This is a genomic window from Streptomyces hamibioticus, assembly GCF_047946815.1.
Taxonomy (GTDB): Bacteria; Actinomycetota; Actinomycetes; order Streptomycetales; family Streptomycetaceae; genus Streptomyces.
In genome coordinates, this window is sequence record NZ_JBKKQY010000001.1 from 721,753 (window position 1) to 739,052 (window position 17,300).

The window sequence follows — 17,300 nt, forward strand, 5'->3', positions numbered from 1 at the left end:
AGTGTGACCGGTGGTTGTGGCGGCCACGTCCTCGTCTCCGCCAACCGAGTCGCCGCCGCGTCCAGCAGCAGGTCGAGTGCCGCCGGATACGAGCTGTGCCGCATGTCCGCCACCAGGTGCGGGGCGGTGACCGCGATGTGCGGGTGGGTGTCCGGGGACAGCCGCGCGTACGTCGCCCGCCACACTTCCGCCTCCGCCTCGCGGGCCGGTCGCGGCAAGGCCGCGCTCGCCGAGTCCAGGGCGCCGAAGGCCAGGGACTGGTCGACGAAGGCGTGGTAGATCCGCACCGCCTCGGCGTCGGGGAAGCCGGCACCGCGCAGGATGCCGAGGATGGTCTCCACGGCCGTGATCTCGTGGGCGCGTCCGGTGACCCGGTAGGAGCTGAGCACGGCCGCCCGGGGATGGGCGAGGGCTACCGCGTGCATGCGCAGGCCGATGTCCCGCAGGTCCGCCCGCCAGTCGCCGGTGGGGCGCCAGGAGCGGGCGGACCGGCCGATCAGTTCGTCGGCGACGGCGAGCATCAGGTCGTCGGTGTGCCGGAAGTAGCGGTACAGGGAGCTGGGGTCGGCGCCGAGGGCGCGACCGAGGCGGCGCACGGACAGGGCCTCGGAACCGTGCTCCTCGATCAGCCGGAGGGCGGTCTCGACGATCAGCTCCTCGGACAGCACGACGCCCTGCTTGGTGGGGCGCCGGCGCCGGCGGGCGGCGGGCGGCACGACGCGGTCGGTCATGGCGTACCTCCTCGGACGGTCGGACCCGCCCCCTCGGACGGTGGCACGGAGCTTATGACAACACCGTTGACCCATTGGCCCGGCGGGCAGTTACATGAGCCCGGGCGACGGGGATCCCGCGCTCGCTCCCCTGGACGCCGACATGCCCCGCCCGTCTTCCCCCTGAGCCCCCGAGCCCCTGTCCCGACCGGCAAGGAAGTGACCATGCACGCCGATCTCCTGTTCACCGGCGGACCCGTCCTCACCCCGGGGGGCCGGACCGCCACCGCGGTCGCCGTCACCGGGGGCCGGGTCACCGCCGTCGGGCGGGCCGACGAGCTGCGCGAGCTGACCGGGCCGGGGACCGAGGTCGTCGACCTCGCCGGCCGGCTGCTGCTGCCCGGCTTCCAGGACGCGCACGTCCATCCGGTGCCGGCCGGGCTGGAGCTCACCCAGTGCGACCTGACCGGGACCCGGACGGCCGACGAGACGGTCGCCGCGGTCCGCGCCTACGCCGCCGCACACCCCGAGCGGGAGTGGATCACCGGCGGCGGCTGGTCCATGGAGGCCTTCGCGGGCGGCACTCCCTCGAAGGAGCTGCTGGACGCCGCCGTCCCCGACCGTCCGGTGTACCTGCCCAACCGCGACCACCACGGCGCGTGGGTCAACAGCCGCGCCCTCGCGCTGGCCGGCATCGGCCGGGACACCCCCGACCCGGCCGACGGGCGCATCGACCGCACCGCCTCGGGCGAGCCGGGCGGGACGCTCCAGGAGGGCGCGATGCAGCTGGTCGGGCGGCTCACCCCGCCGGTCACGGCGGCCGACCGGCTGGACGCCCTGCTGCACGCCCAGCGGCATCTGCACGCGCTCGGCGTCACGGCGTGGCAGGACGCGCTGGTCGGGGACTTCCTCGGGATGCCGGACCCGGCCGAGGCGTATCTCGCCGCCGCCCGCGACGGCTCGCTGACCGCCCGGGTCGTCGGCGCCCTGTGGTGGGACCGGGAGCGCGGGGCCGAGCAGATCCCGGAACTCGTCGAGCGCCGGGCCGCGCTGACCCATGGCCGGTTCCGCGCGAGCAGTGTCAAGCTGATGCTGGACGGGGTCGCCGAGACCGGCACGGCGGCGCTGCTGGAGCCGTATCTCGACCGCTGCGGCTGCGCCACCGCCAACCGGGGCACCGCCTTCCTGGACGCGGCCAGGCTGCCGGCGTACGTCACCGAACTGGACGCGCTCGGCTTCCAGTGCCACTTCCACGCGCTCGGCGACCGTGCCGTCCGGGACGCCCTGGACGCGATCGAGGCGGCGCGGACGGCGAACGGGCCGAGCGACACCCGGCCGCACCTGGCCCACCTCCAGATCGTGCACCCCGACGACGTGCCCCGCTTCGCCCGGCTCGGCGCCACCGCCAACATCCAGCCGCTGTGGGCCGCGCACGAACCGCAGATGGACGAGTTGGCCATCCCCTTCCTGGGGCCCGAACGGGCCGCGCGGCAGTACCCGTTCGGCGCCCTGCTGCGGTCGGGCGCCGTGCTCGCGGCCGGCAGCGACTGGCCGGTCAGCAGCCCCGACCCGCTGCACGGCGTCCATGTCGCGGTGAACCGCGTGGAACCCGGCGGCCGGGCGCCGGTGTTCCTGCCGGCCGAACGCATCGGTCTGGCCGCGGCGTTGACGACCTACACGGCGGGTTCGGCGTACGTGAACCACCTGGACGACAGCGGCCGGATCCGCGAGGGCATGCTGGCGGACCTCGTGGTGCTGGACCGCGACCCGTTCGACGGGCCCCCGGAGGCGATCGCCGGCACGCGGGTGGCGCTGACGTACGTGGGTGGCGAGCGGGTGTACGCCGCCGACGAGGGCTGAGCGGTCAGCGCGCCGACTGGAACGTCCGCCGGTAGGCCTGCGGTGACACGCCGATCGACGTGTGCAGGTGCCGGCGCAGGGAGGCGCCGGTGGCGAAGCCGACCCGGCCGGCGATCTGGTCCACGGGCAGGTCGCTGGCCTCCAGCAGGTGCCGGGCGCGGGCGACGCGCTGCTGGATCAGCCAGCGGCCGGGGCTGAGGCCCACCTCGTCGTGGAAGCGGCGGGCGAAGGTGCGCAGGCTCATCCCGGCGTGCGCGGCGAGGTCCGCCAGCGACAGGGACTCGCCGAGGTGTTCGAGGGCCCAGGCACGGGTCGCGGCGGTGCTCGCGGCGCCGGGCCGGGGCACCGGCTGCTCGATGTACTGGGCCTGCCCGCCGTCCCGGAACGGCGGGACCACGCACCGGCGGGCGACGGTGTTGGCCAGTGCGCTGCCGTGGTCGGTGCGGATCAGATGGAGGCAGACGTCGACGCCCGAGGCGGCTCCGGCGGAGGTCAGGATCCGGCCGTCGTCGACGAAGAGCACGTCGGGGTCGAGCGCGATGTGCGGGTACATGCGCCGGAACAGGCCGGCGACCCGCCAGTGGGTGGTCGCCCGGCGGCCGTCGAGGAGCCCGGCCGCGGCCAGGACGAACGCGCCCGTGCAGATGGAGACGATCCGGGCGTCCGGACGGATCCGGGCGAGGGCGGCGGTGACCGCCGCGGGCGGTTCCGCCGTGATCAGGGACGGCGGGACGGCGGCGATCACCACCGTGTCGGCCGTGGCCAGGATCTCCGGGCCGTGCTCGGCGGTGACGGTGAAGCCCGCGTCGGTGCGCACCGGGCGTCCGTCGGCCGTGCAGGTCAGCACCTCGTACCGGCCGTCGGCCGCGCCCAGGATGCGGCTGGGGATGCCCAGTTCGAAGGTGTAGACGCCGTCGAGGGCGAGAACCACGACCCGATGGGCGCGCTGCGCGTGCTGCATGGCAGGATCCTATCGGTTGATGACCATCGTGCCATTTCGCGAACGGGCGGGGACCGGCAGGCTGGACGACCATGAGCGATGTGAACACGATGCGAGCGATCAGCCAGGACACCCTCGGCGGCCCCGAGGTACTGACGGAAGTACGGCTGGAGCGCCCCTCCCCGCGCCCCAACGAGGTGCTGGTGCGGGTGCGCGCCGCCGGAGTGAACCCGACCGACTGGAAGCACCGCGCGAACGGCGGCTTCCTGGGCGAGCCGCCGTTCGTGCTCGGCTGGGACGTCTCGGGCGTGGTCGAGGCGGTCGGGATCGGCGTGGCCGAGTTCGGGCCGGGCGACGAGGTCTTCGGGATGCTGTCGTACCCGTTCGGCCACGGCTCGCACGCCGAGTACGTGACCGCCCCGGCCCGTGCCTTCACCCACAAGCCGGCCGGGATCGACCATGTCCAGGCGGGTGCGCTGCCGCTGGTCTCGCTGACCGCGTGGCAGGCGCTGGTGGAGCGGGCGGACGTGCGGCCGGGACAGCGGGTGCTGGTGCACGCGGCGGCGGGCGGCGTGGGCCATGTGGCGGTGCAGATCGCCAAGGCCCGGGGCGCGCGGGTGATCGGCACCGCCAGCGCGGGCAAGCACGACTTCCTGCGCTCGATCGGCGTGGACGAGCCGCTGGACTACCGGGAGACGGACTTCGCCGAGGCGGTGAAGGACGTCGACGTCGTGCTCGACACGATCGGCGGTGACACCTCCGTCCGTTCGCTGCGCGTCCTGCGTCCGGGCGGGATCGTGGTCTCGATCCTGCCGGTCGGCTCCCAGGAGTTCTACGAGGAGGCTCAGCGGCTCGGCGTACGGGCGGTGCGGATGCTCGTGGACGCCGACCGCGGCGGTATGCGGGAGATCGCCTCTCTGGTGGAGTCCGGGAAGCTGCGCGCCACGATCGAGCGGACGTTCCCGCTGGGCGAGGCGGCCGAAGCGCATGCGCTCGGCGACCGGGGGCGGACCACGGGCAAGCTGGTCCTGGTGATGGACTGACACCGGCCCCCGTATCGACACCGCCTGGTCGGCCCGGCTGTCCCGTTGGTTCCCGTTGATGTAAGTGAGAATTCGATGACATATGTCAATCGAACATGCTCAAATTTCTTTCGTTGAGGGTAACTTGCAGGGCAGAAACGAACCAGGCTGGAGGCGATGCCGTCGTGCGGCAGGAACCCGCACCGTTCACCCGGCATCTGCGGATCCATCGCGAGCGGGCACACACGGTGCTGGAGTTCCGCGGCGAGATCGACATCGCCGCGGAGGGCGAGATCGCCCCGCATCTGGACCGGGAGACGGGCCGTCCCGGCGCCCGGGTCGTGATCGACCTCAGCCGGGTCGAGTTCTTCGACTGCTCCGGCCTGCGGCTGCTGTACCGGGGACGGGCCCGGGCGCTCGGCCACGGGGGCGAACTGCACCTGGTGTGCGCGCATGCGCTGACCCTGCGCATGCTGCGCATCACCGGACTGGCGCGGCTGCTGCCCCCGCGGCCGACCCTGGAGGCGGTCCTGGGCCGGCCGGAGGCCACGTCCGGCTCACTGTGACGCGGCGAGCCCGCGTGCCGGGCGGGAATGGCCGGACGGGCCCTACGACCTGTCGTCGAACAGGGCGCTGACGGACTCGCCGTTGTGGATGCGGCGCACGGCCTCGGCGAGGGCGGGGGCGATGGACAGCACCCGGAGCTTGTCGGTCTGGTCGGCGGCCGGAATGGGCACCGTGTTGGTGCACACGATCTCCAGGACGTCCGGCTGCTCGTCCAGCCGTTTGAGGGCACCGGCCGCGAACAGCCCGTGGGTGCAGGCGACGCGGACCGAGCGCGGACCGGACTCCCGCAGCCGGTCGAGCAGTTCCAGGACCGTGCTGCCCTTGGCGATCTCGTCGTCCAGCACGATCACGTCCCGTCCGGCGACGTCGCCGATGACGGAGCTGATGCTGACCCGGTCGTCGGCGTACCGCTGCTTGGCCCCCGCGGCCACCTGAGCCCCGATCCGCCGGGCGAAGGCGGCGGCCTCCTTGGCGTTGCCGAGGTCCGGCGAGACGACCGTCGTACGGGAGAGGTCGTACTGCCGGAAGTGCGCGGCGAGTTCGCGCAGCGCGTGCAGGTGGTCGACCGGGACCGAGAAGAAGCCGTGCACCTGCGGCGAGTGCAGTGTCATGGCCAGCACCCGGCTCGCGCCCGCCGCCACCAGCAGGTCCGCGACCAGCCGTCCGCCCAGGGAGATGCGGGGCTCGTCCTTCTTGTCGGAGCGGGCGTAGGAGTAGTGCGGCATCACGACGGTGATCCGCCCGGCCGACGCGCCGCGCGCGGCGTCGCACATCAGCAGCAGCTCCACGAGGTGCTCCTGCACCGGCCGGACCAGCGGCTGGACCAGGAAGACGTCCCGCTCCCGGCAGTTGGCCGCCAGCTGCACCTCCAGGCAGTCGTTGGCGAACCGGCTGACCCGGGTGGGGCTGAGGGGCACGCCGAGCTGTGCGCACAGCTCCTCGGCCAGCTCGGGGTGGGCACTACCGCTGAACACGGCGATGTCTCGCACGGACGCTCCTTGGGTGATCATGTCCGGCCGGAAGGCTCATGCTACTGACCTCGCTTTTCCGGGCCGCGGCGGCGCCGGGCCGGCACCGGGCCGGACACCGGTGCGCCCCGCGCGCTCCTCGTGCTGTCGTCCGTTCCCCAACCGGCCGGTCTGGCCGGGGAGATGAGGGGCAAGCGATGACTAGGAAGGAGGGCCGTGGTCATGACGACTCCCATCAGCCGCCTGTCCGGACGCATGCCCGGCTGGGCCAAAGCGGTGGCCGCGACCGTGCTGGTGCTCGCCGTGGTGTTCGCGGGGCTCCGGCTGACCGTGCTCCCGGGTCTGAAGGACCTGTTCGGCAGCGAGACCCATGACCGCTCGGGCCCGGCGCTGCTGCAGTCCATCCAGGACATCAGCCGCTACGAGGCCGCCTCCGGCAACTTCCAGGTGGTCGTGGACCTGGAGAAGGACGCCAGGTTCCTGCCCGACGCGGTCCGCGGCACCCGCACCCTGTACGTCGGCGCGGGCACCGTCGACGCCTACGTCGATCTGGGGAAGGTCGGCGAGGACGACGTGACGGTCGACGACGACCGTACGTCGGCCACGCTCCGGCTGCCGCACGCCGCCCTCGGCGAGCCCTCCCTCGATCCGGAGCGCTCCTACGCCGTGTCCAAGCAGCGCGGTCTGCTGGACCGGCTCGGGGACCTGTTCTCGGACAACCCCAACAGCGAGCAGGCCGTGCAGAAGCTCGCGGTCCGGCACATCCGCGAAGCGGCGACGGAGAGCGAACTGACCGCGCGCGCGGAGAGCAACACCACCGGCATGCTCAAGGGTCTGCTGCACTCCCTGGGCTTCACCGAGGTGCGGGTGACGTACGCCGGCTGAGCCGGCGCCCCCGGACCCCGGGCGGCCAACCGCCCCACCGTTCACCGAATCGACACCGACACCGACACCGACACCGACGACTGGAGGACCGGCATGGCTCGGACCGCCGCACGGCCGCGTTCGCTGCTGCGACCCCGTGGCGCCAGGGCGCAGGACCCCGCCGAGGGCGGACGGCGCCCAATGCCCTGGCCCCTGCGGCTGCTGGCGACGGTGTGCGCGTTCGTCTTCATGGTGGCCTTCGCCGTGGTGCTGGCCCGGCTGACGCTGCACCCCTCCCCCGCCTCGGAGGCGCTGACGCACACCAATCTGCGCCCCGGCCGTTCCCTGGAGGCGTATCTGAACCAGCCGGCGCTGCGGGACGCGGTCAAGCAGATCGGCGGCAACATCCTGCTCGGGGTGCCGTTCGGCGTACTGGTGCCCGTGGTCGCGCCGCGCACGCGGGGGCCGCTGCGGGTGCTGGTGCTGACGGCCGTCGTCATGCTGCTGGTGGAGTTCGCGCAGGGCGCCATGGTGACCGGGCGCGCCTTCGACATCGACGACGTCCTGCTCAACACCGCCGGAGCGCTGATCGGTTACCTGCTCCTGGGGCGGCGGGTCAGCCGCGCGGTGCACGCGCACCGGGGGCCGCGGCGAGGCGCGGCCTAGGGGCCGCTGCCGTGGGGCGTGGGGGGGGCGGATCCCGTGCGGTCCGCCCCACCGTGGTCACTCCTGGTAGGTGGGTGCGAGATGGGCCAGTGCCGCGTTGGCGTCCGCGGCGGCCTCTTCGGCGGTGGCCGCGCAGGTCATCACGTGTCCCAGCCGCTCGTGGCTGTTGGACGGCCAGGTCGTCCGCTGCCCGGGCGCGGCCTTGGTGCGGAAGGCGACGACCGAGGGGAAGTTCTCCAGGACGTCGGTGCCGGGCACGGAGCCCACCGTTCCCGACCGGCCGGCGATGAAGCGGATGGCCGCCCCCTTGGCGCGTGTGGGCGTGAGCTCGGGACGTCCTCCGCTGTGCGCGAGGACCGACTGCCGGAGCAGCGGCACGCCGGTCGCGTGTTCGACCAGGTCGGGGATGAAGTCCCCGCCCGTCCGCGCGTTGATCTCGATGAGCACGGGGCCGCGCGGGGTCAGCTTGGCCTCCACGTGCGCCGGGCCGAAGTCGAGGCCGATGGCGTCCAGGGCCGCCACCGCCACGTCCGCGGCCCTCGACGCCCCTTCGCCCACCGACGACGGGAAGGTGTGGCCCAGTTCGACGAAGTGGGGCGTGGGGCCGAGGAGTTTGTCGGTGACGCCCAGCACCGTCGTACGTCCGTCGAAGGTGAAGGTCTCCACGCTGACCTCGTGGCCGAACAGGCACTCCTCGACCAGTGCGCCGGGGACGCGAAGCTGGCCCTTGGAGTTGGTCGGCCGGCCGGCGATGTCGGCGACCCGGTCGACGGCCTCCTCACGGGTGCGGCACAGGGCGACGCCGATGCTCGCCGACTCGTCGACGGGCTTCACCACGCAGGGCAGGCCGGTCTCGGCGAGGGCGGCGTCGACCCCCGCGGCGTCCTGGACGAAGCGGAACGCCGGGACCGGGACCCCGCGCTCGGCACACCGGACGCGGGTCTTCAGCTTGTCCCTGGCCATGTCCGCCGCGGCCGGGTCCAGGCCGGGCAGCCCCATGCGGCGCGCGGTCGCCGCCGCGATGGGGACGTAGTACTCCATGACCGTCATCACGCCGGCCACCGGTGTCGGGCCGGCGCGCAGCGCCTTCTCGATCGCCTCGGGACTCTGCGTGTCGCAGTGCAGGATCTCGTCCGCGCACGCACGGATCGTCGCCGCCGTGTCCGGGTCCACGGCGTAGCGGTCGAGATCCGAGGTCACGAAGAGGGTCCGCAGCCCCAGGGCGCGGGCCAGGCGCAGTGCCTGCATGCCGGTGCCCGTGAGGTTGCTCTCGACGAACGCCAGGCCGGGGGCCGGGCCGTCGCCTTCGGGGCGCGTGCCGGACGTCGTCATCGCACGGCCGCCTTTCCGCTCACGACGCCACCGGTGCTGGTGATCCAGTAGGTGGCGGCGCTCCGGTCCACGCGGCGCGCCAGCGGGTCCCTGACCAGGCGGCCGACCAGGCCGGCCGGCACGACCAGGGCGAAGTAGACGATTGACAGCAGCAGCTTTCGCATCGGTGTCCTTCTGTGGGGGTGCTGTGCCGCCGACGGCGTGCCGGGCGGCGGGGGGACGGCTCAGTCCAGGGGGATGGCCTCCCGCCAGTCCCCGGACTCGCGCCAGGCGGGCTGGTCCTTCTTCTCCAGCAGGAAGTCACCGAGCACGAGCACGTCGATGTCGGTGCGCATGAAGCAGGTGTAGGCGTCCCGCGGGGAGTTGACGATCGGCTCGCCACGGACGTTGAACGAGGTGTTCACCAGCACGGAGCAGCCCGTCCGTTCCCTGAACTCGGAGAGCAGCCGGTGATAGGCGGGGTTGTCCGGCTCGTCGACGGTCTGCACACGCGCCGAGTGGTCGACGTGGGTCACCGCGGGGATCGTGGAGCGCTGGACCTTCAGCAGGTCCAGGCCCCTGACACCGTCCTCCGCCTCCGGGACGGCCAGCCGCTGGGAGGGGGCGACCTGTGCGACCACCAGCATGTAGGGGCTGTCCTGGGACAGCTCGAAGTACTCCTTGACGTCCTCGCGCAGGACGGAGGGGGCGAACGGGCGGAAGGACTCACGGAACTTGATCTTCAGGTTCATCGCCGACTGCATCTCCGGGTCCCGGGGATCGCCGAGGATCGACCGGGCGCCCAGGGCCCTGGGGCCGAACTCCATCCGGCCCTGGAACCAGCCGGTGATCGCGCCCTGCGCCAGGCGGTCGGCCACCACGCCGGGGGTGTCCCGCGCGTCCAGCTCCGTGTAGACGGCCCCGGCGCCGTCCAGGAACTCCCGGATCTCCCGCGCGTCGTACGAGGGGCCCAGCAGGGACCCCGACATGGCGTCGCGGCCGCTGCCGAGGTGGGTGCGTTCCGCTCCCCGTTCGTGAGCCACCGCCAGGGCGCTGCCGAGTGCTCCGCCCGCGTCGCCGGCGGCGGGCTGGATCCAGACCTCGTCGAACACCTGCTCCTGGATGACCTTGCCGTTGGCGACGCAGTTGAGGGCGACTCCCCCGGCGAGGCAGAGCCTGTCCTCGCCGGTCACCCGCCGTGCGGTACGCGCCAGGCGGAGCACGGCCTCCTCGGTCACCGCCTGGACGGAGGCGGCGAGGTCGAACTCCCGCTCGGTCAGCGCCGCCTCCGGCCGGCGGCGCGGCCCGCCGAACAGCCGCTCGAAGGCCCGGCCGGTCATGACCTGCCCCGCCAGGTACTCGAAGTACCGCATGTCGAGCCGGAACGAACCGTCCGGCTTGATGTCGATGAGCTTCTCGCGGATCAGGTCGGCGTACCGCGGTGTGCCGTACGGGGCCAGGCCCATCAGCTTGTACTCGCCGGAGTCGACCTTGAACCCGCAGAAGTAGGTGAAGGCGGAGTAGAGCAGGCCCAGGGAGTGCGGGAACCTGATCTCGGACAGGGGCCGCAGAGCGGTGCCCCGCCCGTGCCACAGCGTCGTGGTGGCCCACTCCCCCACGCCGTCGACGCACAGGACCGCGGCGGACTCGTAGGGGCTCGGGAAGAAGGCCGAGGCCGCGTGGGACTCGTGGTGCCGCCGCGCGACGACCTCCGGAACGCGGCCCGCCCCCAGCTTCGCGAGGTTGCCGCGCACCGTGCGCACCGTGTCGCGCTTCCACGACAGCCACTCGGGCAGCGTGTCGCGGAAGGAGGCGGCCCCGCGGGGCGCGGCACCCAAGTAGGTGGCGAGGACCCGCCGGAACTTCAGCGCCGGGTCCTCGTAGTACGCGACGGCCGCCACGTCGTCCAGCCGGACCCCCGCCTCCGCCAGGCAGTACCGGACCGCCTGCCCGGGGAAGCCGGGGTCGTGCCGCTTGCGGCTGAAGCGCTCCTCCTGAGCCGCGGCGACGGGCACGCCGTCGGCGACGAGTGCCGCCGCACTGTCGTGGTAGTACGCCGAGATGCCCAGAACCAGATCGGCCATGTCCGTTCCCTCTCTCCTCAACGCTTCCTGCTCTGACGCCGGGCCCACCGGTCGGCCAGCCAGGCGTGGATGCCGGTGGGCGGGTTGAGGGAGCGGTACCCCTCGCGCACCCGGCGCCAGGCCGTCTCGCGGGCCTGGGGGCCGCTGCCCACCGCGGCCGAGGACATGAAGGCGTCGATGGCGTCCGCCGCCCACGCGGAGTGCCCCGTGGCGACGTTGTCGATGGTGTTGTGGATGTCGACGAACCGTGTGCTGAAGCCGTGCTCCAGCAGCGCCAGCCGGGCCCGCCGGTAACTGCCGCCCACGCCCGAGAGCTCCATGGCGAGGTTCAGCCCCAGCACCTCCGGCTGGAAGGTCCGCGGGAAGCGGCCGATGCTCAGCCAGAACACGGGCAGGTCGAACGAGCTGTCCCGGAACCCCGGCCAGCGGGCGAACTCCGCCGAGCCGGTCGGCGGCAGTTCCACCCCCATGTCCGCGAGCAGTTCCCGGTAGATGAGGGGGTGGTTGAGCCGCCGGTGGCCGTTGCCCAGCTCGTCCCAGTACGTCTCGAACAGCGAGTGCCCGATGTGCGAGGACGCCAGGTCGTAGTCGGAGAACCCCTGGAGCCAGGCACCGTCGATCATCGTCAGGGGGGCCAGTTGGAGGGTGGACTCGATCAGCTGCTCCCTCGACGGGAGCGCGGCGTCGGAGGTGCGCTCGAACTCCGCCGCGTGCCGGTCGTGCTGGCCGGTCAGCCACGGCCGCAACCCGTCGGCGGGCCAGCTCTCGGGCAGCGGCATCTCCTGCCCGCCCATCCGGTGCCGGGCCCTGCCGAGCCATCCCTGGACGTACTCCAGCGCGTAGCGGCGTACCGCCGGCGTCTGGCCGCGCCGTTGCAGCAGGACGTACGCCTCCCGCAGGTCCGCGGGCCCGCGGTCGTCCGGCGGCTCCTGTTCCAAAACCGGCTCGGCGGAGGACAACGGGTGGGCGGAGGACAAGGGGTGGGCGAACCGCCCGCCCGGCCGTACGACGGTCTCGCCCGCCCGCCCGGACGGCGCGTCCTGCCCGTCCCCGTCCGCCAGGGAGGCGATCCAGCGGCGCAGGACCGCCAGGTCGTCCTCGGAGAAGACGCGGAACATCGCGCCGCGCTCGCCGACCAGCCCGTTCACCAGAGGGCTCCGGTCCGGACGGCCGGGGCGCACCAGCGAGCTGGTGGCGAGCGCCGCGAGCAGGGGGTAGGGATCTTCCCCGGCCTCGGCGAGCCACTCGGCGAGCGGCCGGCCCGCCAGGGCGAAGGACTGGTGGTAGACCGCTCCCTCGCGGGCGCGCAGCCGGATGAGTTCGGCGGCCTGCCGCCGGGGGTCGAGGACCCCCGAGAGCCGGGCGCACAGCGTCCGGTGCCACTCCCGCAGCAGCGCGAACGCCCAGCGGGCACCCGTCAGGACGCGGTCCCGCGTCTCGTGCGGCTCCTGTGCCGCCAGGGCCTCCACCGCCGCCAGACAGCCGTCCAGCCCGCCCCGCGGTTCCCGTCCCCGGGGCCTGCCGGGATCCAGTGCGTCCCAGTCGGCGCCGTCGCCCACCAGGAGCCTGAGCCCGGTCAGCGCGGGAAGCGGGCCGGCCTGCCGGAGGCAGAGATCGGCCCCGAGGATCTCGGGGCGGAAGTCCTCCGGCCGCCGGCTCATCATCAGCAGCAGCGCCGGGAGGACGAACGCCTCCTCGTGCACTCTCGCGTCGAGTGCGATCCGGGCGGCCGGTACCGCGTTCTCCGCCACCCGCAGACCCTGCAGGAGGGCCAGGTAGGCATGGCCTCGCGAGGTGCACGGGTGACCGACACCGACGTCCGAGGCATACAGGGCAAGTGCGCTCAGGGCCGCGGGATCGTCCGCCTCGGCCATGCTGCTGAGCCACTGCAACCACGCCCCCGACAGCAGGGACAGCGGCGCGCAGTCGAGCGCCAGTTGCTGTGCCAGGCGCTCGCGGACGGCTTCCGCCCGAGCCCGGTCGGCCAGGTCCCGGAAGGCAGGCGCCTCGTCGGCCGACCAGGCGGCGACCTCCCGGCGCAGTGCCGCGAGGTCCCGGGGGCCTTCGCCGGAGGGCACCGACCGGGCGATGGCGGCCCGGATGCCGGCCACCGGCACCCGGTCGGCACGAGGGCTCTCCGGATCACAGAACGCGGGGTACCACGATCTGGCCCAGGCGACGGGCGCCGAGACCCGATCGGCCCGCGCCGTCGCCGGCAGGGTCGTCGAAGACATCGCTCCGTCCTCCTAGAACATCGGGTAGATGGAGGCGTCGTTCTCCTGCTTTTTGCGGCGGCGAAGAAGAACATTGATGATCTTGCGTATGAAAGACATGAGGTCCCTTTCGACAGGTCACCGGAGAACGAGCTGCTCGGCGAGCAGCCCGGCCACGGTGTCGTGCCCCTGGTCGGTGAAATGGATACGGTCCACGAATATCCAGTCCTCGGCGCCGATCGCCGCACCGAGAACGGGGTTCATGTCGAGGAAGGAAACGCCGAGCTTTTCACAGCCGCCGCGCAGTCGGTCGGCATACCGCCGCCCCGCCTCGATCGTGCAGATGTCGCCGTACGCCTGGCTGAAATTGGCCATGCCGTCCAGCTCGTCGAAAAGGAGCTGTTCCTGGCGGGCCGGCTGCTCGCGCACCCACGGCGCAAGGGGCTGCAGAACGAAGGTGAGCCGCGCCCCCAGGCCCTGGGCGAGCAGTTTCCAGTTGTCGAGGTGGCGGAGGGTCAGCTCGACCGCCAGGTCCAGCTGCCCGGAGAGGTCCGGAACGCTCAGCTCCGCGCTCGTGCGCTGCGGTGCCCGGCGGGCGGACCAGCGGGACTGCCCGGCCGCCCGGCGCCGGCGCGCCTGCGTCTCCTGGATCTGCTCGAAGTAGTCGTGGCCGTTGAAGAAGGCGCCGCTGTCGCCCTGCATCCAGCGGGGCAGCCGGGCGAGCCCGAGGTTGTTGAAGCCGGTGAACAGAACGATCTCCTCGATCTGCGGCACCAGGTGGCGGTACAGCACGAAGAGCAGCAGTTCCTGGGCGGAGTTGAAGCTCCGGCCGCCGAAGTTCAGCCACGGCCGGCCGGGCGCGTGCCGGTCCCACAGCCGGGAGGCCAGTGTGTCGGCGTCGGAGGAGGCCCCGATCCCGAACACCGTGGAACTGCCGGCGATCAGCCGGACGGGCCCTTCGGGCACCTGCCCGCCCGCGGACGCCTGCCGGCCCTGCCCCTCGGACAGGCGGAAGCCGAGCCGGTCGGTGTTGACCACCGCCGAGCGGTGCCCGGCCGCGTGGAAGTACATCAGGTAGGGCAACCAGCGGATCTCGCCGCGGTCGTCGAACTTCTCGGCGTACTGGAGCATCTGCGGCGTCAGTTCCGCACGATGAGAGGGCATGGAGAGATCGCCTCCTTCCGGTCGATCCGTTCCGGGGCGGACGCATCGAGCGGCGAGCTTGTCGGAAACGGGGGGTCAGACGGCTTCGGTGCGCAGGGCGGGCTTGGCGAGCGGCCGGACGGCGTCGGGGGCGTAGCGCGTTCTGGTCGCCTCGGCCCAGCGCACGGTCGCGGGGACGGCCAGACCCGCCACGAGGAACAGCGCCCCCATGACGTGCCAGCCCGGTTTCCCCCAGCCGATGCACAGCCAGGTCAGCAGGGCCGGTCCGAAGGACTCGGCCAGCCCCATCCCGACGCCGAAGACGCCCAGGTACTGGCCGATGGCGTGCCGGGGTGCGAGGACGTTCGACACCTCGAAGCCCCCGGCGGCCTGCCACAGTTCGCCCACGCTGTGGACGACGACCGCGGCTCCCAGCAGGACCACGGCGGCCCACGTCGGGGCTCCCGCCGCCCACCCGATGGCGGCGCACGCCGCGCAGAAGGCCCACCCCGACCGGCGCAGCGCGAGACCCGCACGCCGGGGCGAGTCGATCCGGCGGCCGAATCTCACCTGCAAGAGGATGATCATCGCCGTGTTCGCCACCACGGCCGCCGAGATCATCCACCTCGGGGCGGACGTGGCCCCCACCACCCACAGCGGAAGCGCGACGGTGAGGATGCGGTACTGGATGGACAGGATGCCGTCCAGCAGCGACAGCGCGAGATAGGGGCGGTCCCGCAGCGCGGCCCACCGGCCCGTCCGGACCGGCGCCGTGATGGGTTCCGTGCGCGGGACGCGGAAGGCCAGGAGCAGTGCCACGAGGAAGCAGGCGCAGTTGACCAGCACCAGGCGGTGGTAGGCCTGCACCGTGTCCGCCTGCGCGGCCCAGCCGGCCGCCGCCGCGCCGACGGCGATGCCCACGTTGGTGACGGACCTGATGTAGGCGCGCAGTTCCTGGGGGCGCCCGTCCGCGATGCGATTGATGATCGGTCCCCGGGACACCAGCAGCGTGGCCTGGCCGGTCGTCGCGAGGACGACGACGAGCAGGACGGACCAGTAGGCGTGGGCGAGCAGGAAGGCGGCGGTGGCGGCGGCGCTCACCAGGAGACTGGCCATGAAGACGGCCCGCGGGCCGCGGCGGTCGGCGACATGGCCGACCGGGACACCGAGAAACAGGGCCACGAATCCCGCGATACTGAACGCGATTCCGATTTCGATGGCCGGTAATTGGACCACGCGAATGAAGTAGAGGACACCGGAAGTGAGGAAGATTCCCTTTCCGGTGGAACTGGCCAACGTGGCGAGTGCTAACGCGCGCTGAGCCTTCGAGTCAGGCAGCACTGCGGCAGGAATGCGCACGAAAAACCCCCGTTGACCGGGGTTTCGGATTTTACGCCCACCCCGTGAATAAGCCATCGACGTACGATCCAGCATGGCTTGAACTCGCGAAACCGAGATTACTGATCACTCATTGCCTACGCAATGGGGGTCTCGCCACCTGAGACGTCGCACGCCGCGAGCCCGGCCACAACTGACCGGCCGGCAGGCGGAGTTCGCCTGCCGGCCGCGGTGTTCCGCCGGGAGTCGGCTCAGGAGCCGTACTCCCAGGAATTGAGGTACTCGTTCTGGTCGTCGGTGATCGAGTCGATCGTCACGCCCATGCTGTCCAGCTTCAGCCGGGCGACGTTCTTGTCGATCTCCGTCGGCACCTCGTGGACCTGCGGATCCAGCGAGGAGTGGTGGGCCGTCAGCCACTCCGCCGTGAGGGCCTGGTCCGCGAAGGACATGTCCATCACGGAAGCCGGGTGGCCCTCGGCGGCGCCGAGGTTGACCAGCCGGCCCTCGGCGACCAGCAGCAGCCTGCGGCCGTCCGCCAGTACGTACTCGTCCGTCTGGTGGCGGATGCGGGAGCGCTTCTCCACCGCCATCGCCTCCAGCCCCGTGACGTCCACCTCGACGTCGAAGTGGCCGGCGTTGGACAGGATGGCCCCGTCCTTCATCACCTCGAAGTGCTCCTTGCGCAGCACTCCCCGGTTGCTGGTCACCGTCACGAAGACGTCGCCGATACGGGCCGCCTCCGCCATCGGCATCACCTGGTAGCCCTGCATCAGGGCGTCGAGCGCCTTGGTCGGGTCGACCTCGGTCACGACCACCTGTGCGCCCAGGCCCGCCGCACGCTGGGCGACGCCCTGGCCGCAGTAGCCGAACCCGGCGACGACGACCGTCTGCCCGGCGAAGAGCAGGTTGGTCGCGCGCATGATCGCGTCGAGGGACGACTGCCCGGTGCCGTACCGGTTGTCGAACATGTGCTTGGTGTCGGTGTCGTTGACCGCGACCATCGGGAACTTCAGGGCGCCGGAGTCGGCCATCTGCCGCAGCCGGACGACACCGGTCGTGGTCTCCTCGCAGCCGCCCTTGATGGTCCCGAGCAGCTCGGTGCGATCGGTGTGGACCGTGTTCACCAGGTCGCACCCGTCGTCGAAGACGAAGTCGGGGTTGATGTCCAGCGCGGAATTGATGTGGCGGTAGTACCCGTCGCGGTCGATGCCGTTGACGGCGAAGACGGAGATGCCGTACTCGGCCACGAGCGCGGCGACCGTGTCGTCCTGCGTGGACAGGGGGTTGCTGGCGCAGGCCGCGATCTCGGCGCCACCGGCCCGCAGCGTGCGCAGCAGGACGGCGGTCTCCGTGGTCATGTGCATACAGGCCGCGAAGCGGACGCCCTCGAAGGGCCGCTCCTTGGCGAACCGTTCCCGGACCTGGCGCAACACGGGCATGTTGCGCTCGGCCCACTCGATCCGGCGCACGCCCTGTGCGGTCAGACCCACGTCCTTGACATCGTGCTTCGGAAGATCGGTCATTGCGGTGGCTAGCCTCGCTCTCCGGTTGGCATCTTTGATCGTCGGCCGCGTCCGCTGAGCGCGGTTGCGCCGCGGGTGCGGGCGGGCCGAA

The 17,300-nt window shown here is 72.3% G+C and carries 14 protein-coding genes and 1 pseudogene; 5 read left to right on the forward strand and 10 right to left on the reverse strand.

The window, feature by feature from the left end:
• Positions 1-29 precede the first annotated feature (29 nt).
• Positions 30-731 (reverse strand): annotated as a pseudogene (locus tag ACLGIH_RS03305) (TetR/AcrR family transcriptional regulator); the annotation flags it as partial.
• A gap of 204 nt (positions 732-935) precedes the next feature.
• Between ACLGIH_RS03305 and ACLGIH_RS03310 the strand changes: the two are divergent.
• Positions 936-2,570, forward strand: coding sequence for an amidohydrolase (locus ACLGIH_RS03310; RefSeq protein ID WP_416523693.1), 1,635 nt, complete (start codon positions 936-938; stop codon positions 2,568-2,570).
• Positions 2,571-2,574: 4 nt separating this feature from the next.
• Here the strand turns inward: ACLGIH_RS03310 and ACLGIH_RS03315 are convergent, their stop codons facing one another.
• A complete protein-coding gene (locus tag ACLGIH_RS03315) occupies positions 2,575-3,531 on the reverse strand; it encodes a GlxA family transcriptional regulator (protein ID WP_416523694.1) in 957 nt (318 codons plus the stop codon).
• A 71-nt stretch (positions 3,532-3,602) separates the two neighbouring features.
• On the opposite strand from ACLGIH_RS03315, the gene ACLGIH_RS03320 reads away from it, so the two are divergent.
• Positions 3,603-4,553 (forward strand): NADP-dependent oxidoreductase, encoded by a 951-nt coding sequence (locus tag ACLGIH_RS03320; protein ID WP_416523695.1) that lies wholly within the window; start codon positions 3,603-3,605, stop codon positions 4,551-4,553.
• A gap of 164 nt (positions 4,554-4,717) precedes the next feature.
• The gene (locus ACLGIH_RS03325) at positions 4,718-5,098 is read left to right on the forward strand and encodes an anti-sigma factor antagonist (RefSeq protein ID WP_416523696.1); all 381 of its coding nucleotides are present in this window, start codon (positions 4,718-4,720) and stop codon (positions 5,096-5,098) included.
• A gap of 42 nt (positions 5,099-5,140) precedes the next feature.
• Here the strand turns inward: ACLGIH_RS03325 and ACLGIH_RS03330 are convergent, their stop codons facing one another.
• Positions 5,141-6,088 carry a ribose-phosphate diphosphokinase gene (locus tag ACLGIH_RS03330; protein WP_416523697.1) on the reverse strand — a complete coding sequence of 316 codons (948 nt, stop codon included), beginning with the start codon at positions 6,086-6,088 and terminating at the stop codon, positions 5,141-5,143.
• A 201-nt stretch (positions 6,089-6,289) separates the two neighbouring features.
• Between ACLGIH_RS03330 and ACLGIH_RS03335 the strand changes: the two genes are divergently transcribed.
• Together ACLGIH_RS03335 and ACLGIH_RS03340 are read left to right on the forward strand one after the other, a co-directional pair.
• Positions 6,290-6,952: a DUF4230 domain-containing protein gene (locus ACLGIH_RS03335; RefSeq protein WP_416523698.1), complete on the forward strand. Its 663-nt coding sequence runs from the start codon at positions 6,290-6,292 to the stop codon at positions 6,950-6,952.
• A gap of 93 nt (positions 6,953-7,045) precedes the next feature.
• Complete coding sequence (locus tag ACLGIH_RS03340; RefSeq protein WP_416523699.1) at positions 7,046-7,597, forward strand: VanZ family protein; 552 nt, start codon at positions 7,046-7,048, stop codon at positions 7,595-7,597.
• Positions 7,598-7,654: 57 nt separating this feature from the next.
• Here the strand turns inward: ACLGIH_RS03340 and ACLGIH_RS03345 are convergent, their stop codons facing one another.
• The 7 genes from ACLGIH_RS03345 to ahcY form a co-directional block, all read right to left on the reverse strand.
• Positions 7,655-8,929 (reverse strand): ATP-grasp domain-containing protein, encoded by a 1,275-nt coding sequence (locus ACLGIH_RS03345; RefSeq protein ID WP_416523700.1) that lies wholly within the window; start codon positions 8,927-8,929, stop codon positions 7,655-7,657.
• Positions 8,926-9,093, reverse strand: coding sequence for a hypothetical protein (locus tag ACLGIH_RS03350; RefSeq protein WP_416523701.1), 168 nt, complete (start codon positions 9,091-9,093; stop codon positions 8,926-8,928). The genes ACLGIH_RS03345 and ACLGIH_RS03350 overlap by 4 nt, the downstream gene beginning before the upstream one ends.
• A gap of 60 nt (positions 9,094-9,153) precedes the next feature.
• On the reverse strand, positions 9,154-10,992 hold the full coding sequence (locus ACLGIH_RS03355; RefSeq protein WP_416523702.1) for a carbamoyltransferase family protein: 1,839 nt from the start codon (positions 10,990-10,992) through the stop codon (positions 9,154-9,156).
• Between the two features lie 17 nt (positions 10,993-11,009).
• A complete protein-coding gene (locus ACLGIH_RS03360) occupies positions 11,010-13,226 on the reverse strand; it encodes an iron-containing redox enzyme family protein (protein WP_416523703.1) in 2,217 nt (738 codons plus the stop codon).
• Between the two features lie 117 nt (positions 13,227-13,343).
• Positions 13,344-14,369 (reverse strand): SGNH/GDSL hydrolase family protein, encoded by a 1,026-nt coding sequence (locus ACLGIH_RS03365; RefSeq protein ID WP_416523704.1) that lies wholly within the window; start codon positions 14,367-14,369, stop codon positions 13,344-13,346.
• Positions 14,370-14,444: 75 nt separating this feature from the next.
• Positions 14,445-15,707: an MFS transporter gene (locus tag ACLGIH_RS03370; RefSeq protein WP_416523705.1), complete on the reverse strand. Its 1,263-nt coding sequence runs from the start codon at positions 15,705-15,707 to the stop codon at positions 14,445-14,447.
• Between the two features lie 230 nt (positions 15,708-15,937).
• Complete coding sequence (gene ahcY, locus ACLGIH_RS03375) at positions 15,938-17,209, reverse strand: adenosylhomocysteinase (protein WP_416523706.1); 1,272 nt, start codon at positions 17,207-17,209, stop codon at positions 15,938-15,940.
• Between the last annotated feature and the right edge of the window lie 91 nt (positions 17,210-17,300).